The organism is Pseudomonas aegrilactucae, from assembly GCF_019168305.1.
Taxonomy (GTDB): Bacteria; Pseudomonadota; Gammaproteobacteria; order Pseudomonadales; family Pseudomonadaceae; genus Aquipseudomonas; species Aquipseudomonas aegrilactucae.
Window position 1 is genome coordinate 1 of the sequence record NZ_JAHTBI010000122.1, and the last position, 21,752, is coordinate 21,752.

General features: G+C 64.2%; 20 protein-coding genes. 17 read left to right on the forward strand and 3 right to left on the reverse strand.

What is annotated here, in order from left to right:
* Positions 1–56: 56 nt before the first annotated feature.
* Together KUO17_RS25145 and KUO17_RS25150 are read right to left on the reverse strand one after the other, a co-directional pair.
* On the reverse strand, positions 57–1,277 hold the full coding sequence (locus KUO17_RS25145; protein WP_217978268.1) for a CaiB/BaiF CoA transferase family protein: 1,221 nt from the start codon (positions 1,275–1,277) through the stop codon (positions 57–59).
* A gap of 21 nt (positions 1,278–1,298) precedes the next feature.
* A complete protein-coding gene (locus KUO17_RS25150; RefSeq protein ID WP_217978269.1) occupies positions 1,299–2,480 on the reverse strand; it encodes an acyl-CoA dehydrogenase in 1,182 nt (393 codons plus the stop codon).
* A gap of 160 nt (positions 2,481–2,640) precedes the next feature.
* On the opposite strand from KUO17_RS25150, the gene KUO17_RS25155 reads away from it, so the two are divergent.
* The 10 genes from KUO17_RS25155 to KUO17_RS25200 all read left to right on the forward strand — a co-directional run bounded on the left by KUO17_RS25155 (position 2,641) and on the right by KUO17_RS25200 (position 12,376).
* Entirely contained in the window at positions 2,641–3,567 is a 927-nt protein-coding gene (locus KUO17_RS25155; RefSeq protein WP_217978270.1) for a LysR family transcriptional regulator, read from the forward strand.
* Between the two features lie 408 nt (positions 3,568–3,975).
* Positions 3,976–5,097, forward strand: a complete 1,122-nt coding sequence (locus KUO17_RS25160) for a Re/Si-specific NAD(P)(+) transhydrogenase subunit alpha (RefSeq protein ID WP_217978271.1) — start codon at positions 3,976–3,978, stop codon at positions 5,095–5,097.
* An 11-nt stretch (positions 5,098–5,108) separates the two neighbouring features.
* Positions 5,109–5,426, forward strand: a complete 318-nt coding sequence (locus tag KUO17_RS25165; RefSeq protein WP_043862333.1) for an NAD(P) transhydrogenase subunit alpha part 2 — start codon at positions 5,109–5,111, stop codon at positions 5,424–5,426.
* Positions 5,427–5,428: 2 nt separating this feature from the next.
* Positions 5,429–6,865, forward strand: coding sequence for an NAD(P)(+) transhydrogenase (Re/Si-specific) subunit beta (locus tag KUO17_RS25170; protein ID WP_217978272.1), 1,437 nt, complete (start codon positions 5,429–5,431; stop codon positions 6,863–6,865).
* A gap of 178 nt (positions 6,866–7,043) precedes the next feature.
* The gene (locus KUO17_RS25175; RefSeq protein WP_217978273.1) at positions 7,044–8,537 is read left to right on the forward strand and encodes an acetyl-CoA hydrolase/transferase family protein; all 1,494 of its coding nucleotides are present in this window, start codon (positions 7,044–7,046) and stop codon (positions 8,535–8,537) included.
* 318 nt (positions 8,538–8,855) lie between these two features.
* Positions 8,856–9,071, forward strand: coding sequence for a DUF1127 domain-containing protein (locus KUO17_RS25180; protein ID WP_217978274.1), 216 nt, complete (start codon positions 8,856–8,858; stop codon positions 9,069–9,071).
* 277 nt (positions 9,072–9,348) lie between these two features.
* A complete protein-coding gene (locus KUO17_RS25185) occupies positions 9,349–9,666 on the forward strand; it encodes a DUF2388 domain-containing protein (RefSeq protein ID WP_217978275.1) in 318 nt (105 codons plus the stop codon).
* 115 nt (positions 9,667–9,781) lie between these two features.
* Positions 9,782–10,075: a DUF2388 domain-containing protein gene (locus tag KUO17_RS25190; protein WP_217978276.1), complete on the forward strand. Its 294-nt coding sequence runs from the start codon at positions 9,782–9,784 to the stop codon at positions 10,073–10,075.
* 25 nt (positions 10,076–10,100) lie between these two features.
* A complete protein-coding gene (locus tag KUO17_RS25195; protein WP_217978277.1) occupies positions 10,101–10,421 on the forward strand; it encodes a DUF2388 domain-containing protein in 321 nt (106 codons plus the stop codon).
* Positions 10,418–12,376 carry a DUF7844 domain-containing protein gene (locus KUO17_RS25200; protein WP_217978278.1) on the forward strand — a complete coding sequence of 653 codons (1,959 nt, stop codon included), beginning with the start codon at positions 10,418–10,420 and terminating at the stop codon, positions 12,374–12,376. Before KUO17_RS25195 ends, KUO17_RS25200 begins: the two co-directional genes overlap by 4 nt.
* Before the next feature lie 27 nt (positions 12,377–12,403).
* Here the strand turns inward: KUO17_RS25200 and KUO17_RS25205 are convergent, their stop codons facing one another.
* Positions 12,404–12,805, reverse strand: a complete 402-nt coding sequence (locus tag KUO17_RS25205) for a GFA family protein (protein WP_217978279.1) — start codon at positions 12,803–12,805, stop codon at positions 12,404–12,406.
* Positions 12,806–13,100: 295 nt separating this feature from the next.
* Between KUO17_RS25205 and KUO17_RS25210 the strand changes: the two genes are divergently transcribed.
* From KUO17_RS25210 to KUO17_RS25240, 7 genes are all read left to right on the forward strand, one after another.
* On the forward strand, positions 13,101–14,408 hold the full coding sequence (locus KUO17_RS25210; RefSeq protein WP_217978280.1) for a CitMHS family transporter: 1,308 nt from the start codon (positions 13,101–13,103) through the stop codon (positions 14,406–14,408).
* A 73-nt stretch (positions 14,409–14,481) separates the two neighbouring features.
* Entirely contained in the window at positions 14,482–15,255 is a 774-nt protein-coding gene (locus KUO17_RS25215; RefSeq protein ID WP_217978281.1) for a TerC family protein, read from the forward strand.
* Positions 15,256–15,517: 262 nt separating this feature from the next.
* A complete protein-coding gene (locus KUO17_RS25220) occupies positions 15,518–17,176 on the forward strand; it encodes a Na/Pi cotransporter family protein (protein ID WP_217978282.1) in 1,659 nt (552 codons plus the stop codon).
* A gap of 37 nt (positions 17,177–17,213) precedes the next feature.
* Complete coding sequence (locus KUO17_RS25225) at positions 17,214–18,584, forward strand: M16 family metallopeptidase (RefSeq protein WP_217978283.1); 1,371 nt, start codon at positions 17,214–17,216, stop codon at positions 18,582–18,584.
* A gap of 149 nt (positions 18,585–18,733) precedes the next feature.
* A complete protein-coding gene (locus KUO17_RS25230) occupies positions 18,734–19,756 on the forward strand; it encodes a DUF5924 family protein (RefSeq protein WP_217978284.1) in 1,023 nt (340 codons plus the stop codon).
* A gap of 52 nt (positions 19,757–19,808) precedes the next feature.
* Positions 19,809–20,957, forward strand: coding sequence for an ABC transporter permease (locus KUO17_RS25235; RefSeq protein WP_217978285.1), 1,149 nt, complete (start codon positions 19,809–19,811; stop codon positions 20,955–20,957).
* Positions 20,954–21,751 carry an ABC transporter ATP-binding protein gene (locus tag KUO17_RS25240; protein ID WP_217978286.1) on the forward strand — a complete coding sequence of 266 codons (798 nt, stop codon included), beginning with the start codon at positions 20,954–20,956 and terminating at the stop codon, positions 21,749–21,751. Before KUO17_RS25235 ends, KUO17_RS25240 begins: the two co-directional genes overlap by 4 nt.
* The last annotated feature ends 1 nt before the right edge of the window (position 21,752 follow it).

Genomic DNA, 21,752 nt, shown 5'->3' on the forward strand with positions numbered 1-21,752 from the left:
TCAAACTTTCTCAAAACAACTTCAATACCCCATTCCTTCTATATAGAAGAGGACACTTACAGCACCCCCGCCTCTCGCAAACGCAGCACATCCTGCGCATCAAGCCCCAGTACCTGCGCCAACACCTGCTCGGTATGCTCGCCCAGCAGCGGCGGCGCACTGCGATACTCCACCGGCGTCTCGGACAGGCGAATAGGGCTGGCCACCTGCGGCACGCTGCCCGCCAGTGGGTGGGGAATCTGGATGGCCAGGCCACGCGCCTGCACCTGCGGGTCCTGAAACATCTGCGCCAGGTCGTTGATCGGACCACACGGCACACCTGCCTGCTCCAGCTGGCTGACCCATTCGGCCGTGGTCTTGAACACCGTGGCCTGACGGATCAGCGGGATCAGCTCGGCGCGGTTGGCCACCCTCAGCTTATTGGTGGCAAAACGCGGATCGTCTGCCCACTGCGGCTGGCCCGCCACCTCGGCGAACTTGCGAAACTGCGAGTCGTTGCCCACGGTGAGAATGAAATCACCGTCGGCGGTAGGGAAGTCCTGATAAGGCACGATATTCGGGTGCGCATTACCCAGGCGCCGTGGCGCCGTACCCGTGGTCAGGTAGTTCATGGCCTGGTTGGCCAGGCAGGCGACCTGCACGTCGAGCAACGCCATGTCAATATGCTGGCCGCCGCCATCGTGATCACGGTGGGCGAGGGCGGCCAGTATCGCGACCGTCGAGTACAGCCCGGTGAGGATATCGGTCAGCGCCACCCCCACTTTCACCGGCCCCGCACCGTCCTCGCCCTCGGGACGGCCAGTCAGGCTCATCAGCCCACCCAGGCCCTGGATCATGAAGTCGTAGCCGGCGCGCCTGGCATAAGGCCCGGTCTGGCCGAAACCGGTAATGGAACAATAGATAAGCTGCGGATTGATCGCCCGCAGGCTTTCGTAGTCCAGTCCGTAGGCCGCCAGCCCACCCACCTTGAAGTTCTCGATCAGGATGTCCGACTTGGCCGCCAGCTCGCGCACCAGTTGCTGGCCTTCTGGCTGGGTGAAGTCGATGGTCACCGATTGCTTGTTGCGGTTGGCCGACAGGTAGTAGGCCGCCTCGCTGGTGTTCTCGCCATAGGCGTCCTTGAGAAACGGTGGGCCCCAGGCGCGCGTATCGTCACCCGCCCCCGGGCGCTCGACCTTGATCACCTCGGCCCCCAGGTCCGCGAGGATCTGCCCGGACCACGGCCCGGCCAGTACCCGCGACAGGTCCAGCACCCGCAGATGAGATAGCGCGCCCATGGGCTGGCTCCTTGTTATCTATTAATAGAAGGCCTGGATACCGGTCTGTGCACGCCCCAGGATCAGCGCATGCACGTCATGCGTACCTTCATAGGTGTTCACCACCTCGAGGTTGACCAGGTGCCGGGCCACGCCGAACTCGTCGGAGATGCCATTGCCACCGAGCATGTCGCGGGCCATGCGCGCGACGTCCAGCGCCTTGCCGCAGGAATTGCGCTTCATGATCGAGGTGATCTCTACTGCAGCAGTGCCTTCGTCCTTCATCCGCCCCAGGCGCAGGCAACCCTGCAGGGCGAGGGTGATCTCGGTCTGCATGTCGGCCAGCTTCTTCTGGATCAACTGGTTGGCCGCCAAGGGGCGACCGAACTGCTGGCGGTCGAGGGTGTACTGGCGCGCGGTGTGCCAGCAGGCTTCGGCAGCCCCCAGCGCGCCCCACGAGATGCCGTAGCGCGCCGAGTTCAGGCAGGTGAACGGGCCCTTGAGGCCGCGCACGTCGGGGAAGATGTTGTCTTCAGGCACGAATACATTGTCCATCACGATCTCGCCGGTGATCGATGCACGCAGGCCGACCTTGCCATGGATCACCGGGGCACTCAGGCCCTGCCAGCCTTTCTCCAGCACGAAGCCGCGAATGTCACCGGCATCGTCCTTGGCCCACACCACGAACACATCGGCGATCGGGCTGTTGGTGATCCACATCTTGCTGCCGCTGAGGCGATAGCCACCGTCGACCTTTTTTGCACGGGTGATCATCGCGCCCGGATCGGAGCCATGGTTGGGCTCGGTGAGGCCGAAGCAGCCGATCCACTCGCCGCTGGCCAGCTTGGGCAGGTACTTCTGCTTTTGCGCCTCGGTACCGAATTCGTTGATCGGCACCATCACCAGCGAAGACTGCACGCTCATCATCGAACGGTAGCCGGAGTCGATACGCTCCACTTCACGGGCAATCAGGCCGTAACACACATAGTTGAGGCCACTGCCACCGTACTGCTCCGGGATGGTTGCGCCCAACAGGCCGACTTCACCCATCTCGCGAAAGATCGCAGGGTCGGTCTGCTCGTGACGGAAGGCTTCCAGCACACGGGGCGCAAGCTTGTCCTGGGCGAAGTGGAAGGCGCTTTCGCGCACCATGCGCTCTTCTTCGGTGAGCTGCTGATCGAGCAGCAGCGGATCGATCCAGTTGAAGCTTGCTTTGCCGGCCATGAGCGAATCCTCGGGAAATGGGTTCAGGTATGTCGTGGATTGATCCTAGGCCTGATCGGGGCAGGCGACAAACGAGGATTACGCATAGTGTTGTGATAATTTCTCACTCCATAAGGGTGCTGAAGGCCATTTCAACGCCCCATTAGTGAGGTTGACGTATATGCGACGCAAGATCCCCAGCACCACGGCCCTGGTGTGCTTCGAGGCTGCGGCGCGCCACGAGAGCTTTACCAAGGCAGCCCACGAGCTTTCCCTGACCCAGGGCGCCGTCTGTCGCCAGATAGGCGCTCTGGAGGCATTTCTCAATGTCGAGCTGTTTCGCCGCTCGCGGCGCGGGGTGAAGCTGACCGAGGCGGGGCTGTCGTACAGCCGCCGCGTCGCTACCCAGCTCGATGCAGTGGAGCGCGACACCTTGTCGGTGATGGGCCAGCAGGGCGCCAACGTGATCGAACTGGCACTGGTACCGACATTCGGCACCCAGTGGCTGCTGCCGCGCCTGAAGGGCTTCCAGCGCCTGCACCCCGAGGTCACGGTCAACCTCACCAACCGCACACGTCCGTTCCTGTTCGCCGACACCCCGTTCGACGCCGCCATCTACTTTGGCGACGCGGACTGGTCGGGCACCCAGTCGCATCGCCTGATGGGCGAGAACCCCGTACCGGTGTGCAGCCCTGCGCTGCTGGCAGGGCAGGCCAGCCTCAGTGCACAGGCCATCGCCCAGTTGCCGCTGCTGCAGCAGACCACCCGACCGTACGCCTGGCGCCAGTGGTTCAACAGCCTGGAGATGAACGTGGCGCGCGACATGACCGGCCCGCGCTATGAGCTATTCTCGATGTTGGCGCAGGCGGCCATGCACGAAATGGGCGTCGCGCTGATCCCGCCGTTCCTGATCCAGCACGAACTGGGGGAGGGCAGGCTGGTGATCGCCAACCCTCACGCGCTGTCGAGCATCAAGGCGTATTACCTGATGATCCCCGAGCGCAAGGTGGAATCGGCTTCATTGCGCGCCTTTCGCGACTGGCTGGTAGACGAAGCTCAGCGCTACACCGCGCAACACAAGGACGAAAGCGGTTTGCTGACCCCGTAGTCAGCAAATAAATAGCCCTACAGATATACGGAAATGTCGCATATGAGCAGACTGTTCCGGCGCACCTCAAAACACCCCTTAACCCTGCTGTTTACGGGGGCTTCACGGCATAAATCGGGCCCGATCGAGGGCTTTCGAGAAATTTGTCTGAAAAAATTTCAAATTCTACCTAATGTCCCTGAAGCCCACGGTTCGCGGGCTTGAGCCTGGTTATTGCGACATTCGGTCACAGGGTGACTTGTAGTTTGATCTTCGTCACCCTCCATAACCTGTTGAAGCGATTCAGGATCGCCTGCAAAATGCCGCGCCCCGCCTGGATTCAGGCGGGATCGTGCTGATCGGCCGCCCCAGACGCACCATCCGCAGTGCGCTGGTTTACCAACAAAAGATCACGCAGGAGAAATTGACGTGCACATTGGTGTTCCTCTCGAAACGCAGACGGGCGAGACACGTGTCGCTGCCACCCCCGAAACCATCAGGAAACTGATTGGCCAGGGTCACCAGGTCACTGTGCAGCGCGGGGCCGGCATCAATGCCAGCGTGCCGGACAGTGCCTATGAAGCAGCAGGCGCGACCATCGGCAGCGCTGCCGATGCGTTCGGCGCACAGCTTGTTCTTAAGGTTGTGGCGCCCAACGACAGCGAACTGGGCCAGATCAAGCGCGCCAGCGTGCTGGTAGGCATGCTCAACCCGTTCAACAACGACGTGATCGGCAAAATGGCCGAAAGCGGCATTACCGCCTTCGCCCTCGAGGCGGCGCCACGCACTTCGCGGGCCCAGAGCCTCGACGTGCTGTCGTCCCAGGCCAACATCGCCGGCTACAAGGCCGTGCTGCTGGCCGCTCATCACTACCCGCGCTTCATGCCCATGCTGATGACCGCCGCCGGTACCGTGAAGGCCGCCCGCGTGCTGATCCTGGGGGCTGGCGTGGCCGGCCTGCAGGCCATCGCCACGGCCAAGCGCCTGGGTGCGGTGATCGAAGCCTCGGACGTACGCCCTGCGGTGAAGGAGCAGATCGAGTCGCTGGGTGCCAAGTTCATCGACGTGCCCTACGAGACCGACGAGGAACGCGAGTGCGCCGAAGGCGTTGGCGGCTATGCGCGGCCGATGCCGGCCAGCTGGATGCAGCGCCAGGCCCAGGCGGTGCACGAGCGCGCGAAACAGGCCGACATCGTGATCACTACCGCGCTGATCCCGGGGCGCAAGGCACCGACCCTGCTCAGCGCCGAAACGGTTGCGCAGATGAAGCCTGGCTCGGTGGTCATCGACCTCGCGGCGGCTCAGGGCGGCAACTGCCCGCTGACCGTGGCCGACCAGGTGGTGATCGAGAACGGCGTGACCATCGTTGGCCCGACCAACCTGCCGGCCCAGGTCGGCGCGGATGCCTCGGCGCTGTATGCACGCAACCTGCTCGACTTCATGAAGCTGCTGTTCGACAAGGACGGCGCATTCACGATCAACCTCGAAGACGACATCGTCGCCGCGTGCCTGATGTGCCGCGACGGCCAGGTCATGCGCAAGAACGGATAAGGAGCCAGACAATGGAAGACATGCTGATCTCTCACGGCGTCTACAACCTGATCATCTTCGTGCTGGCCATCTATGTGGGCTACCACGTGGTCTGGAACGTGACCCCGGCGCTGCACACCCCGCTGATGGCGGTCACCAACGCCATCTCCGCCATTGTCATCGTCGGCGCCATGCTCGCCGCCGCGCTGACCGTGACCCCGCTGGGCAAGACCATGGGCACCCTCGCGGTGGCCCTGGCGGCGGTCAACGTGTTCGGCGGTTTCCTCGTCACCCGGCGCATGCTGGAGATGTTCAAGAAAAAGGCCGCCAAGGCTGAGGGGAAGAAGTAACCATGAGCATGAACCTGGTAACACTGCTCTACCTTGTCGCCTCGGTGTGCTTCATCCAGGCCCTCAAGGGCCTGTCGCACCCGACCACCTCGCGGCGCGGCAACCTGTTCGGCATGCTCGGCATGGCCCTGGCGGTCGTCACCACCATCGGCCTTATCTATAAGCTGGGCGCGGAGCTTGCCACCGACGGCATCGGCTATGTGATCGTCGGCCTGCTGGTTGGCGGCACCGCCGGCTCGATCATGGCCAAGCGCGTCGAGATGACCAAGATGCCCGAACTGGTCGCCTTCATGCACAGCATGATCGGCCTGGCCGCGGTGTTCATCGCCATCGCGGCCGTGGTCGAGCCGCAATCGCTGGGCATCGTGGCCAGCATCAGCGACCCGATCCCCACCGGCAACCGTCTGGAGCTGTTCCTGGGCGCGGCCATCGGTGCAATCACCTTCTCCGGCTCGGTCATCGCCTTCGGCAAGCTCTCGGGCAAGTACAAGTTCCGCCTGTTCCAGGGCGCACCGGTACAGTTCAGCGGCCAGCACAAGCTCAACCTCGTGCTGGGCCTGGCCACCCTGGGCCTGGGCCTGATCTTCACCTTCACCGGCAACCTCGGCGCCTTTGCCTTGATGCTGGCCCTGGCGTTCGTGCTGGGCGTGCTGATCATCATCCCGATCGGCGGCGCCGACATGCCGGTGGTGGTGTCGATGCTCAACAGCTATTCGGGCTGGGCAGCGGCAGGGATCGGCTTCTCGCTGAACAACTCGATGCTGATCATCGCCGGCTCCCTGGTGGGCTCCAGCGGTGCGATCCTGTCGTACATCATGTGCAAGGCAATGAACCGCTCGTTCTTCAACGTGATCCTCGGCGGCTTCGGTGGTGCGGCAGAAGCCGCCGGCCCGGCCGGTGCCAAGGAAGCACGCCCGGTCAAGTCCGGCTCGGCCGACGACGCCACGTTCCTGCTGAGCAACGCCGACACCGTGATCATCGTGCCCGGCTACGGCCTGGCGGTGGCCCGTGCGCAACATGCGCTCAAGGAACTGACCGAGAAGCTGACCCACAACGGCGTGACCGTGAAGTACGCGATCCACCCGGTGGCGGGGCGCATGCCCGGGCACATGAACGTGTTGCTGGCCGAGGCCGAAGTGCCGTACGACCAGGTGTTCGAGATGGACGACATCAACTCCGAGTTCGGCCAGGCCGACGTGGTGCTGGTACTGGGCGCCAACGACGTGGTCAACCCGGCCGCCAAGAACGATCCCACCTCGCCGATTGCCGGCATGCCGATCCTCGAAGCCTTCAAGGCCAAGACCATCATCGTCAACAAGCGCTCGATGGCCAGCGGCTATGCCGGCCTGGACAACGAACTGTTCTACCTGGACAAGACCATGATGGTGTTCGGCGACGCCAAGAAAGTCATCGAAGACATGGTCAAAGCTGTGGAATAAGCCCTTTAAAAGGCTGTGACAAAAAGCCCCAGCGCGGTGCCGGCTGGGGCTTTTTCGTGCCCGCCCAGCCGACAGAAGGCTCTATTTCAGGGCTTCGCATTCGACCTTGGTCGTGGGACGGCCGGGCGTGAAATCACTAGACTGCGCATCTAGCTTTAGCAGCCCGAGATAATAATCCATGTACCGTGATCGTATTCGCTTGTCCTCTTTGCACAGCAAGGTAATGAGTGCGGCCGACGCCGCCGGCTTGATCGAGGACGGCATGACCGTCGGCATGAGTGGTTTCACCCGTGCCGGTGAAGCCAAGGCCGTGCCGCACGCATTGGCCGAACGGGCCAAGCAGTCGCCGCTGAAAATCAGCCTGATGACCGGCGCCAGCCTGGGCAACGACCTCGACAAGCAACTGACCGAGGCCGGTGTACTGGCCCGCCGCATGCCGTTCCAGGTCGACAGCACGCTGCGCAAGGCCATCAACGAAGGCAAGGTGATGTTCATCGACCAGCACCTGTCGGAAACCGTCGAACAGTTGCGCAACCAGCAACTGAAGCTGCCGGACATCGCTGTCATCGAAGCGGTTGCGATCACCGAACAAGGCCACATCGTGCCGACCACCTCGGTGGGCAACTCGGCCAGCTTCGCGATCTTCGCCAAGCAGGTCATCGTCGAGATCAACCTGGCGCACAATGCCAACCTCGAAGGTCTGCACGACATCTATATCCCGACCTACCGCCCGACCCGCACGCCGATCCCGTTGGTAAAGGTGGACGACCGTATCGGTAGCACCGCCATCCCGATCGACCCGGCCAAGATCGTCGGCATCGTCATCACCGACCAGCCGGACTCGCCGTCCACCGTGCTGGCGCCCGACGAAGAAACCCGGGGCATCGCCAATCACCTGATCAACTTCCTCAAGCAGGAAGTCGACGCCGGGCGCATGACCAACACGCTCGGCCCGCTGCAGGCAGGCATCGGCAACATTGCCAACGCGGTGATGTGCGGCCTGATCGACTCGCCGTTCCAAGACCTGACCATGTACTCCGAAGTGCTGCAGGACTCGACCTTCGACCTGATCGACGCCGGCAAGCTGAGTTTTGCCTCGGGCAGTTCGATCACCCTGTCGACCCGGCGCAACGCCGACGTGTTCGGCAACCTGGAGCGCTACAAGGACAAGCTGGTACTGCGCCCGCAGGAAATCTCCAACCACCCGGAGGTGGTGCGCCGGCTGGGCATCATCGGCATCAACACCGCACTGGAGTTCGACCTGTACGGCAACGTCAACTCCACCCACGTATGCGGCACGCGGATGATGAACGGCATCGGCGGCTCGGGCGACTTCGCCCGCAATGCGCACCTGGCAATCTTCGTCACCAAGTCGATCGCCAAGGGCGGCGCCATCTCCAGCGTGGTGCCGATGGTCAGCCACGTCGACCATACCGAGCATGATGTCGACATCCTTGTGACCGAACAGGGCCTGGCCGACCTGCGCGGCCTGGCCCCGCGCGAGCGGGCACGGGTGATCATCGACAACTGTGTGCACCCGGACTACCGCGAGGCCCTGAACGACTACTTCAACCGTGCCTGCGAACGCGGCGGGCACACTCCGCACATCCTGCGCGAAGCACTGCAGTGGCATGAAAACCTGGAAGAAACCGGGCGCATGCTGGCCAGCTGAGACGAGTGAGGCACAGCCGGTGACGCGCAATGCGCACCGGCTGTACAGTTGAAACCGCTGAACTTAAACAAACTGTTCTACTGTACTGGTAAAATACCGGCAATTTCCCACCCTGCCCCCTCTCTCCAGCATAGAAATGCACCAATTAAGTGCGGACCGGTACAGTTGCGTTCATTTCGGGTGCAACAGTCGCTTTAAACAGTTAACTGGCCCACTACAATGCAGGTGAACTGTATCTACTGTTACGCACGACAGAAGAGGATCATTGGCATCAGTTAAATCACTACCTAATGCCGCCACAAGCGGAAGGACGACATCATGGAACGTACACTCAGTTCCGATCTGGTTTTCGAAAGCAACGCCCAACAATCCCAAGCCTCGCTGCCACTGCGCCTGCTGGCCAACCTGATGCTGTGGCAACGCCGCATTGCCAGCCGCCACCAACTGGCTCGCCTGGATGCGCGCCTGCTGGCTGACGCCGGTATCAGCGAAGCACAACGTTACGAAGAGCTGAGCAAGCCTTTCTGGCGCTGATGCAGGGCCCGCCGGCCAACGCCGGCACCCCGAATTCAAAAACCCGTCGCAGGAAACTGCTGACGGGTTTTTTTTCGCCTGAAAGGTGCGGCCTAGAGCGGTTTTGTCGATTAGCGGTACAGTTTAAGAATCTAAAAAAACGTGCAGTACAATTTAAGTCGATACTGTTTTCGGCAGCCTCTTCGCCGGCAAGGCCGCAGCGCCGACCCCACGTCTGCGTGATAACCTTATGGCACCTGACACTAGAACCACCCAAGCCCAACCCAGGAGATCGACCATGTCCACTACTCGCTTGCTTGGCGCCGCGCTGCTATTGGCTCTGGCCTCGACTGCCCACGCCACCAGCTTCGTGGTTACCACCGATACCGTCGTACGCGGTGTCGCCGCTTCCACCGATGCCACCTCCGATGTGTCCTCCTCATTGCGTGATGACAAGATCGTGCGTGCCGCCCGTGACGAGGCGGCCAGCTTCGTGGCCAGCCAAGGCGATATCCGCGGCGTGAAACTGGAAAGCGCCTTCGCCCACATCCGCCAGCAGACCCCGACCCTGCAGGCCACCGACGCCCAGCTGGCTCAGGCGATCCTGGCCCTCTGAACCCTGCGCAGGCCCGGCACACGTAACATCGTGTAAAAGCCGGGCACCCTGCGCTGGTCCCCACCGGCGCATTGGGATAGCCTTTGCCGCCTGATTTCACAGCCCACAAGACCTCATGCGTTATTTGCCACCGCTACTGCTCGCGCTCTGCGCGTCGACGGCCGCCCAGGCCTTCGATACAACCACCCAGGCCCTCGTGATCAATGGCTACGCCACCAGCAAGGTGACCTCGGCCCCCTTCGATCGCAAGCTGATACGGGCGGCCCGGGATGACGCCGCAGCCTTTGTCGCCAGTGACGGTGCGCTGCGCGGCGCGCAACTGGAGACGGCCCTTGTACGGCTGCGTCAGACGGTACCTCAACTTCATGCCAGCGACCTTGAACTGGCGCAGGCCATTCTCGTCCAATGACTACAACCGTTTCCGGAGATGCTCCATGCGTAAACCGCTGATTGCCGCCGCCCTTGGCCTGCTCATGCTCGCCGACGTGGCCCAGGCACAGACCCTGGTGGCCACCAGCAACATCATCGTGCGTGCCTTTGGCCGTTCGATCGACTTCACCTCCGACACTACCACCTCGATTCGCGACGCCAAGGTCGTGCGCGAAGCCCGTGACGACGCCGCCAGCTTCGTCGCCAGCCGCGGCGACATCCGCGGTGCACAACTGCAAGCAGCCTTCGATACCCTGCGCCAGCGCGTACCCCAAGCCCGTGACGCCAGCGACCAGGTGCTGGCCGAAGCAATCCTGGCCCTGTGAAGCCCCTGCGTGCCTGGCTGCTGGGTAGCGCACTGACGCTGCTGGGCACCCCTGCGTTGGCCGACCTGCAACTGCACCTGCAGGCAGACGGCCTCGACCCGCAACAGCAGCGCGCCAGCCAGGCACTGCTGGACGAAGCGCTGCAGGCCCTGCCGCCGCGCTTCAAGGCCGCGCTGGACCGGCGCGTGGATGTTTCATGGAACACGCGCATGCCCACAGACGCCTACGGCCAGGCGTCGCTGGTATCCACCCTGGAACTCAACCGCAACCTGCTGCCCGCGCTGGTCGACGGCAGCGCCGCTACCACGCAGACCGGCCGCCCGCACGGCACCGTCCGTCAGGAACTGCTGGCCACGGTGCTGCACGAGCTCACCCACCTGTATGACCGCGCCCGTCTCTGGCCGGCGGCCGAGCGCCGCCTGATCACCCAGTGCACGCGCCACAACGCCAGCCAGGGCAGGGTGGGGCTGACCGACCAGTGCCGCGGCCAGACCGAACGCCGCTTCACCCTCAGCGACGACCCACGCCTGCTCGACCTGGCCGGCTGGCCACAATATGTCGGGCGCCGTGGCGAACGCGAACAGCACAACCGGCAGATCGCCCGCAGCCCCGACAGCTACGAGCTGAGCAGCCCCAAGGAATTCATCGCGGTCAACATGGAGTACTTCCTCCTCGACCCGAGCTACGCCTGCCGCCGCCCGGCACTGCATAAATACCTGCGCGAGCACTTCGGCTGGGCACCGCCACAGGCGGCCTGCGCCCAAGGCCTGCCGTTCCTCAATGCGGGCAACGACTTCGCCAAGCAGCCGCTGGGCCAGATCGACCCCGAGCGGGTCTACGCGGTCGACTACCTGCTGGCCGAAGCCAACCAGAACTGGGTCAGCCGCTGGGGCCACAGCATGCTGCGCCTGGTCATCTGCGCCCCCGGCCGCCCGCGCGGGCCCGACTGCCGGCTCGATCTGGACCAGCACCTGGTGCTGTCGTACCGCGCCTTCGTCAACGACCTGCAGCTGTCGAGCTGGGACGGCCTCACCGGCGCCTACCCCTCGCGCCTGTTCGTGCTGCCGCTGGCCCAGGTCATCGACGAATACACCAAGACCGAACTGCGCAGCCTGGCCTCGATCCCGCTCAAACTGAACCGCGACGAACTCGAAAGCCTGGTGCGCCAGGCCGCCGAGATGCACTGGAACTACGACGGCAACTACTACTTCCTGTCCAACAACTGCGCGGTCGAAACCCTCAAGCTGCTGCGTAGCGGCACGGGCAACACGCGCCTCAACGGCCTGGACAGCATCATGCCCAACGGCCTGCTCGAAGTGCTGCAGGGGCGCGGCCTGGCCGACATGAGCGTACTCGACGACCCGCGTGAGGCCTTGCGCCTGGGCTACCGCTTCGACTCCTACCGCGACCGCTACCAGGCCATGTTCCTGGTGCTCAAGCAGCACCTGCCGGTGCCCCAGGACAGCGTCGAAGCCTGGCTCGAACAAACGCCTGCGCAGCGCCAGCCATGGTTTGCCAAAGCCGACCTGCGCACCAGTGCCGCGTTGCTGCTGCTGGAGCAGGCCGGCCTGCGCCGCCAACTGCTGCTGGCCCAGGACGAGGTCAAGCAACGCTACCTCAGCGGGCGCGCGCTCAACGACAGCAGCGTGGCCAAGGCCGACAGCACCTTGCAGCAGATCCTCGCCAACAGTGGTTTTCTCAGCAAACCGGCAGAATTGCTCGGCAACACGGGGTATGGCCTGCCGCAGGCCAGCGAGCGCGAGCAACTTGAGCAGGCCAGCAGCGCGCGCCAGCAGCAGTTGCAGCGCCTGACCGGTGACCTGGACACGCAAGTACGCGCCTTGCTCGGCCCCGCCCGTGCGGCCGAAATCGCCGCGGTCGAAGCCAACCTCAAACAGCTCGGCGAGCACCTGCGGGCCCTGCACAAAGCCGCTGGCGGGCTGCAATTGCCGTGAGTCGGTCCAAGGGCCTGGGCAGGCGCCCTACAGCGTTTCACCGGGCTCGCCCGGGAGCTGCTCGTCCAGGTGCAGCCAGGGCAACCGGCTGTCAGTCCAGATATGCCGGTTCGGCCGCACCTGTTCGGGCGCATCCAGGGTGGTCAGGGTGATATCGATGCTTTGCGGGCTCAGGTCGGTGGTCAGCGCCAGGTGCGCGCCGCAGCGACTGCAGAAGTAGCGCACGCAACTGGCCGACGAGTCGTAGCGCTGCGGCGTGCCCTGCAACCACTGGAAATCCTCGCAACGCACCGTTGCCCAGGTCACCAGCAAGCCGCCGGTCACGCCACGGCAGACCGAACAGTGGCAGTGCGCGACATCCTCCAGCGCCCCGCCCACCGAATACCGCACGGCGCCGCAATGGCAGCCGCCTTCATGCACTTCACTCATCCTGATCGCTCCCGCAGACCCGCATCGGTTGATGAAACCTTCTGTCGCCTTTGTGCCGTCGAAAGCTGGCTGAAAGCTTGTGCCCTTAGCATCGCCTCACCACCGGCATAAGACCGGTCGCCAGGGCCACTGACTTTACTGCAGCGCCCGGCCCAATTAACAACAACAATGGTGATACTGATGTCCTTCCACGCCCGCCTTCGCGCCATACCCCCGTCATTACTCCACGCACCGCGCCTCGCGCGCTGATTCCGTTCGTCCTTTTTTCGACGCGCCACGCCTGGAGTATTGCCCCATGCTGACCTTCCTCGGCTTTGCCATGGTCATCACCTTCATGTACCTGATCATGACCAAGCGCCTGTCGGCCTTGATCGCACTGATCCTGGTACCGATCATTTTTGCCCTGTTCGGCGGCTTCTCGGGTGAAATCGGCCCGATGATGCTGCAAGGCATCAGCAAGCTTGCCCCCACCGGCGTGATGCTGATGTTCGCCATCCTCTACTTTGCCCTGATGATCGACTCCGGCCTGTTCGACCCGGCCGTGCGCAAGATCCTCAAGCTGGTCAAGGGCGACCCGCTGAAAGTCTCCGTGGGTACCGCCGTGCTGGCCCTGGTGGTCTCGCTCGACGGCGACGGCGCCACCACCTACATGATCTGCGTGGCCGCCATGCTGCCGCTGTACAGCCGCCTGGGCATGAGCCCGCGGATCATGGCCGGCCTGATCATCCTGGCCGGCGGGGTGATGAACATGACCCCCTGGGGCGGGCCCACCGCCCGTGCCGCCAGCGCGCTGCACGTCGACCCCTCGGACATCTTCGTGCCGATGATCCCGGCCATGGCCTTCGGCGTCATCGCCATCCTCGCCATCGCCTACATGTACGGCAAGCGCGAACGTGCCCGCCTGGGCGAGCTGCACCTGCCGGGTGATGAAATCGACCACAGCGAAATCAGCGTATCGCAATACCCCGACGCCCGACGCCCGAAACTGCTGTGGTTCAACGGCGCCCTGACCTTTGCCCTGATGGTCGCGCTGATCGCCGGCCTGCTGCCGCTGCCGGTGCTGTTCATGATCGCCTTCAGTATCGCCATGGTGGTCAACTACCCGTGCCTGCAACAGCAGAAAGACCGCGTCGCGGCCCATGCTGGCAGCGTACTGGCGGTGGTGGGGCTGATTTTCGCGGCGGGTATCTTCACCGGCATCCTGTCGGGCACCGGCATGGTCGAGGCGATGTCCAAGAGCCTGCTGGCCGTGATCCCCGATGCAATGGGCCCGTACCTGGCGGTGATCACCGCGATCGTGAGCATGCCGTTCACCTTCTTCATGTCCAACGACGCGTTCTACTACGGCGTATTGCCGGTACTGGCCGAAGCGGCCAGCCACTATGGCATCTCGCCCGTCGAGATGGCCCGCGCGTCGATCGTCGGGCAACCGGTACACCTGCTCAGCCCGCTGGTACCCTCGACCTACCTGCTGGTGGCGCTGGCCGGTATCGAGTTCGGTGACCATCAGCGCTTCACCTTGAAGTGGGCAGTGCTGGTCTGCCTGTGCATAATGCTCGCCGCGCTGCTGATGGGTATTTTCCCGCTGTTCAGCAGCCTGTAATTCAACGGTTTCATCCAATCGATTGCGCGCCGGCCTGCCTGGCGCGCAACGCCTCACGCTCGAAGGAACAAACATGGAATGGCTGACCAGCCCAGAGATCTGGGTTGCCTTTTTAACGCTTACGGCCCTTGAGATCGTTCTCGGTATCGACAACATCATCATGATCTCGATCCTGGTCAGCCGCATGCCCAAGCACATGCAGCAGCGCACCCGGATCTTCGGCCTGGCCCTGGCCATGATCACGCGCATCCTGTTGCTGCTGTCGATCGCCTGGGTCATGCGCCTGACCGCCGACCTGTTCCATGTGTTCGGCCAGGGCATTTCCGGGCGCGACCTGATCCTGTTCTTCGGTGGCCTGTTCCTGTTGTGGAAGAGCTCGCAGGAGATCTACCACGGCCTGGAAGGCGAGGACGAGACCCACGACGAGCCAGAAGCGGGCAAGGCCGGCGGCAAGTTCCTCTACACCATCCTCCAGATCGCGATCATCGACATCGTGTTCTCGCTGGATTCGGTGATCACTGCGGTGGGCATGGTTTCCCACGTGCCGGTGATGGTGGCGGCGATCATCGTCGCGGTACTGGTGATGATGCTGTGCGCCAAGACCATCAGCGATTTCATCGACAAGCACCCGTCGCTGAAGATGCTCGCCCTGTCGTTCCTGATCGTGGTGGGTACCGTGCTGATCGCCGAGGCCTTCGAAGTGCATGTGCCAAAAGGCTATGTCTACTTCGCCATGGCGTTCTCGCTGGCGGTGGAAGCGATCAACATCAAGATGCGCACTGCGGCTGCGAAAAAGAAACAGCAGAGCGATCCGGTGAAACTTCGCAAGGACATTCCGGGTCAGTAACACTGGCTGCGTTGAACGAAGGCCCCATTTGGGGCCTTTTGTTTTTTCGGACAGCGCCGATCCTGTGGGCGCTGGCTTGCCAGCGAAGACGCCCGAGCAGCCAACCAAGGTTTCAAAGCCTGAACATGCATGCCATGCTGGCGCCAAGGTTGCTGGCCGACTACAGCTTAAGTGAGCACTGGGAAAAACCGCCTGCCACCAGGCCAGGCTCACGGCATCATCCATTGCCCCGCTGGGGCACCTCAAACAGGGGGCTTTTCGTATGCTGACCCTGCTCAACCTGCTCTCGGCCGTGGCCCTGCTGATCTGGGGCACGCATATCGTGCGTACCGGCATCCTGCGGGTGTACGGGTCCAACCTGCGCCGGGTACTGAGCCAGAACATGGCCAAGCGGCCGCTGGCGTTCATCGCCGGCATCCTGGTCACGGCCATGGTGCAAAGCAGCAACGCCACGGCGATGCTGGTGACCTCGTTCGTCGGTCAGGGCCTGATGACCCTGACCCCGGCCCTGGCGATCATGCTCGGCGCCGACGTCGGTACTGCGCTGATGGCGCGGGTGCTGACCTTCGACCTGTCGTGGCTGTCGCCGCTGCTGATCTTCCTCGGGGTGATCTTCTTTCTCTCGCGCAAGCAGACCCGCGCCGGCCAGCTGGGCCGCGTGGGCATTGGCCTGGGCCTGATCATCCTGGCCCTGCAACTGATCGTCGAGGCCGCCGCGCCGATCACCCAGGCCCAGGGCGTGAAGGTGCTGTTCGCCTCGCTCACCGGCGACATCCTGCTCGATGCGCTGGTCGGTGCACTGTTCGCGCTGGTGTCCTATTCAAGCCTGGCCGCGGTGCTGCTTACCGCCACCCTGGCCGGGGCCGAGGTCATCAGCCTGCCGGTGGCGATCGGCCTGGTCATCGGCGCCAACATCGGCAGCGGCCTGCTGGCGTTTCTGAGCACCAGCATGCAGAACGCCGCCGGTCGCCAGGTGGCGCTGGGGAGCCTGCTGTACAAGCTGATCGGCCTGCTGCTGATCATCCCGGTGCTCGACCCACTGGTGCACTGGATGGACAGCCTGCCGTTCAGCCCCCAGGAGCTGGTGATCGGCTTCCACCTGCTCTACAACACCTTGCGCTGCGTGGCGCTGCTGCCCACCGCCACACCCATGGCGCGACTGTGCCGCTGGCTGCTGCCGGAGCGCGAGGAAACCAACGGGCATGCCAAGCCACGCCACCTCGACCCCACTGCGCTGGTCACACCCAGCCTGGCCCTGGCCAATGCGGTACGCGAGACACTGCGCCTGGGCGATCTGGTCGACAGCATGCTCGATGCCATGCTCAACGTGCTGCGCGGCACCCAGACCGCCCTGACCCAACAGATTCGTACCCTCAGTGATGACGTCGAAAGCCTGTACAACGCCATCAAGCTGTACCTTGCACAGATGCCCCGCGAAGACCTCAGCGATCACGACAGCCGGCGTTGGGCGGAAATCATCGAGCTGGCGATCAACCTCAAGCTGGCCAGCGACCTCATCGAACGCATGCTGCGCAAGGTCCAGCAGCAGAAGACCGCGCAACGCCGGGAGTTCTCGCAGGTCGGGCTGGAAGAGCTGACCGTGCTGCAGACCCAGTTGCTGTCCAACCTGCGTCTGGGCCTGTCGGTGTTTCTCAGTGGCGACCCGGAGAGTGCGCGCCAGTTGCTGCGCGAGAAACGCCGTTTTCGCGCTCAGGAGCGGCGCCTGGCCCACGCCCATGTCAGCCGCCTGCAACGCAAGGTGGTGCAAAGTATCGAGACCAGTTCCCTGCACCTGGAACTGATCGCGGACATGAAACGTCTGAACTCACTGTTCTGCAGCAGTGCCTATACCGTACTGGGGGGTGGCGACACGGGTGCCTTGCTGATCGACAGCGTGCCGGACGATGCCCATTCGCCGTGACCCAATGCCGCCACGAACCTGTGCAAGGAAGCTTGCGATGCGTTGCCTGATATTGATGTGCCTGTTGCTCGGCGCCACGCCGGGGTTTGCCCTGGACCGTAGCCAGGTCGAAGGCTACCTGCTGGAAAATGGCCTGCAGGTGCTGCTCAAGAGCGGCTACGAGCGCGACCACGTGTCGATTCGACTGGTGGTGGGGATCGGCTTCGACGACTTCCCGTGCGAGCGTCAGGAGCTCCCGCACCTGCTCGAGCACCTGCTGTTCAGCGGCATCGACGACAGCGGTGAAGGCGGCCTGGAAACACGCATGCAGGCACTGGGCGGGGAATGGAACGCCTACACCAGCAGCGCCGATACGACCTTTGTCATCGAAGCCCCGGCGCGCAACCAGCGCAAGGTGCTCGACCTGCTGCTGGCGGCGCTTCACGACACGCAAATAGACGAAAAGGCCCTGCAGGTATCGAAGAAAATCGTCGAACGTGAGGATGGCGGGCACTACACCCACCTGCAGCGCTGGCTGGATCGCCAGGACGTGGGGCACCGCGCCAGCGATCAGCTGGCCGTGGAGCTGGGGCTCAAATGCGCCGAGCGCTCCTCCGTGCAGGACATGACCCTGGCGCAAGTGCAGGACCTGCGCCAGCACTGGTACGCGCCCAACAACATGAGCCTGATCGTGGTCGGCGGCCTGGACCGGCTGTTGCCGGCCTACCTGGAGCGCACCTACGGCCAGCTGGAACCGGTGGAGCCCGGTGAGCGCCGCGTGCTTGAGGGTGTCACGCATGCGGCAGAGCCGCGCCGCGAGCTGACCCGCGGCGGGCTGGGCGAGAGTGCGCGGCTGCACTGGCTGTTCCTCGAGCCGGTATTGGACGAGGGGCATGACCAGACCTACGACCTGCTGCAGCGCTACCTGGACTGGGCGCTGTACCACGAGCTGCGCCTGCAGCATGGGTTGTCGTACGGGCCCTCGGTACAGCGCGAAAGCTTTGGCGACACCGGCCTGCTGAGCCTGAATGCCGACGTGGACCGCGACCAGGTGGAGCAGGCCGAGCGTCTGCTGGGGCAGATGATCGAGCGCCTGCGCAAGGACGGGCTGGACCCGGCAACATTCGAACGCATCAAGGGCGCGGCAATCGCACGTGAATCGTGGACCAGCCAGGGCAACAGTGCGCTGGCCGATTACTACTGGGGCGCGCTGAACGACTATGCCGAGGGCCGGGTAGGCGAGCCCAGGCAACGGCTGCGCGACGTCAGCCTGGCGGATGCAGACGCGGCGCTCAAGGGGCTGTTCGCCGCGCCGGGGTATGTGCGGGTGGAGAAACCGTTGCTGGGGTATGACCAGCTGTACGGGCTGGGGGCGCTGGGGGTAGCGCTGGTGTTGGCGGCCTTGCTGCTATGGCGGCGACGCCGCTGACGCTTTCGCTGGCAAGCCAGCTCCCACAGGGTCATGTGTACACCGCATGACCCTGTGGGAGCTGGCTTGCCAGCGAAGGGGCCATTACTGACACCCCAAAGCAGCGTATCCTGTAACAGATTTTTACCTCACCCTGCGAACACCCCATCATGCCTCCACTTCTCCAGCGCCTGATCAACCTGATAAAGCGCTATCCCGGGGTTATCGCCCTCGGCGGTTTCATCTCCGGTATCGGCAGCTTCATGCTGGTCGACCGTCAGGAAAGCCTGGCCAGCTGGGTCGCGATCCTGATGCTGGTGAGCTGGTTGTGGCTGATGTTCGAGAACACCTTCACCCAGCTGTTCACCCGTGTGTTCAAGCGCGAGATCCCACAGCCGCTGCTGCGCTACGCCACGCAGATGATCCACCAGGAAAGCCTGTTCTTCGTGCTGCCGTTCTTTTTCGTCACCACCACCTGGAACAGCGGCCAACTGGTGTTCACCGGGCTGCTGGCCGGCGCCGGGCTGGTCTCGATCGTCGACCCGCTGTACTACAGGTGGCTGGCCCCGCGGCGCTGGCTGTTCCTCGCCCTGCACACCCTGACGCTGTTCGCCGCGCTGCTCACCGCACTGCCGATCATCCTGCACCTGACCACCTCGCAGAGCTTCAAGCTGGCCCTGGGCATTGCCATGCTGCTGTCGTTCCCCAGCCTTGCCAGCAGCTTCCCGATCAGCCACTGGCGGCGCGGCCTGATGCTGGTGGTGATGACCCTGGCGGTCGGCGCCGGCGGCTGGCTGCTGCGCTTCTGGGTGCCGCCCGCCACCTTGTGGATGACCGAGGTGGCGATCAGCAGCGAGCTGCAGAACCGCACCCCCGGCGAGAGCCTCAAGCAGGTCGGCGCCAGCCAGATCCGCAGCGCCGGGCTGTACGCCTACACCGCCATCAAGGCCCCGCGCGGGCTCAACGAGCGTATCTACCACGTGTGGAAACAGGACGGCAAAGAGGTCGATCGCATCGCCCTGAACATCAACGGCGGGCGCAAGGAAGGCTACCGCGCCTGGACCCATAAACAGGTGTTCCCGCCCAACCCGGTCGGCAACTGGCAGGTGCGCGTGCTGACCGAGGACGGCCAGGTGATCGGCGTGCTGCGCTTCGAAGTGGTTGATGACGGTCAAGCATCGGCCCGCAAGTGACGCTATGCTCTGAGGCGGCGCACTGGAGCGCCGGCCGGCCCGCCAGGAGCTTATGACCACCACCGTCACCCCCGCCAGCGCCACCCTCGATACCACGCGCAGCCCGGCCTGCCTGCGCATCACCGGCGACTGGACCCTGGCCAACTACACTCGCCTCAAGCACAGCACCGAGGCCCTCGCCGGGCAGTACGACGCCAGCGCCGAGGTCGACCTCGCGCCCCTGGGCAAGCTCGACACCGCCGGCGCCTCGCTGCTGGTCGAGCTGCTCGGGGCCGAACGCCTGGCGCGACTGGCCGACGACCACGCCAGCCCCTTGTCCGCCGCCGACCGCGCGCTGCTGCACACGGTGTACTGCTCGCTGCAGGACTACTGCATCCCGGTGCGTCAGCCCGAAGTGCCGGTGCTCACCCAGTTGCTCAGCCGCATCGGCCGCGCGGTCGATGTGCTGTGGCAGGACACCCGCCAACTGCTCGGCTTCATCGGCCTGATCATCGCCACCCTGGCCAGGCGCCTGCTGCAGCCGCGGCGCTGGCGCATGACCGCGGTGGTGGCGCACATCGAGCAGACCGGGCTGGATGCCGCGCCCATCGTCGCCTTGCTGACCTTTCTGGTGGGGGCCGTGGTGGCGTTCCTCGGGGCCACGGTACTGGCCAGCTTCGGTGCGAGCATCTTCACCGTCGACCTGGTGGCCTTCTCGTTCCTGCGTGAGTTCGGCGTGCTGCTGACCGCGATCCTGATGGCCGGGCGCACCGCCAGTGCCTTCACCGCGCAAATCGGCTCGATGAAGGCCAACGAAGAGATCGACGCGATCCGCACCCTCGGCCTGGACCCGGTCGAGCTGCTGGTGATCCCGCGGGTACTGGCGCTGCTGATCGCGCTACCGCTGCTGACCTTCCTGGCGATGCTCTGCGGCATCCTCGGTGGTGCCGTGGTGTGCGCCGTGTCGCTGGACATCTCGCCGGCGATGTTCCTCTCGCTGCTGGAGAGCGACATCGGCGTACAGCATTTCCTGGTAGGCCTGGCCAAGGCACCGTTCTTTGCCTTCCTGATCGCCGCCATCGGCTGCCTGGAGGGCTTCAAGGTCAGCGGCAGCGCCGAATCGGTCGGCGCCCACACCACCTCGGCGGTGGTGCAGTCGATCTTCGTGGTGATCGTGCTGGACGCGGTGTTCGCGCTGTTTTTCATGGAGATGAGCTGGTGAGTGCCCCCAACGAGCGTGACACGGTCATCCAGGCGCGCGGGCTGTGCAACCGCTTCGGCACCCAGAGCGTGCACGAGCAGCTCGACCTGGACCTGTACCGCGGCGAGATCCTGGCCGTGGTCGGCGGCTCGGGCAGCGGCAAGTCGGTGCTGCTGCGCAGCATCGTCGGCCTGCGCCGGCCCAACGAGGGCCAGGTCAAGGTGTTCGGCCAGGACCTGAGCCAGGCCAGCGACGAGCAGCGTTCACAGGTCGAGCGCCGCTTCGGCGTGCTGTTCCAGAAGGGCGCACTGTTCTCCTCGCTGACCGTCACCGAAAACGTCGCGCTGGCGCTGATCGAGCACGCGGGCCTGAGCCGCGACGATGCCGAGCACCTGGCCGGGGTCAAGCTGGCCCTGGCCGGGCTGCCGCTGTCGGCGGCCGACAAGTACCCGGCCTCGCTGTCCGGCGGCATGATCAAGCGCGCCGCACTGGCGCGTGCCCTGGCGCTGGACCCGGACATCCTGTTTCTCGACGAACCCACCGCCGGCCTCGACCCGATCGGCGCGGCGGCCTTCGACCAGTTGATCCTGACCCTGCGCGACGCGCTGGGCCTGAGCGTGTTGCTGATCACCCATGACCTGGACACGCTCTACACCATCACCGACCGCGTCGCCGTGCTGGCGCAGAAGAAGGTGCTGGTGGCCGGGCCCATCGGCCAGGTCTCGGAAACCGACGACCCGTGGATCCACGACTACTTTCATGGCCCGCGCGGCCGGGCGGCCTACCAGGCCGCCACAGCGCTCAAGGAGCATTGAG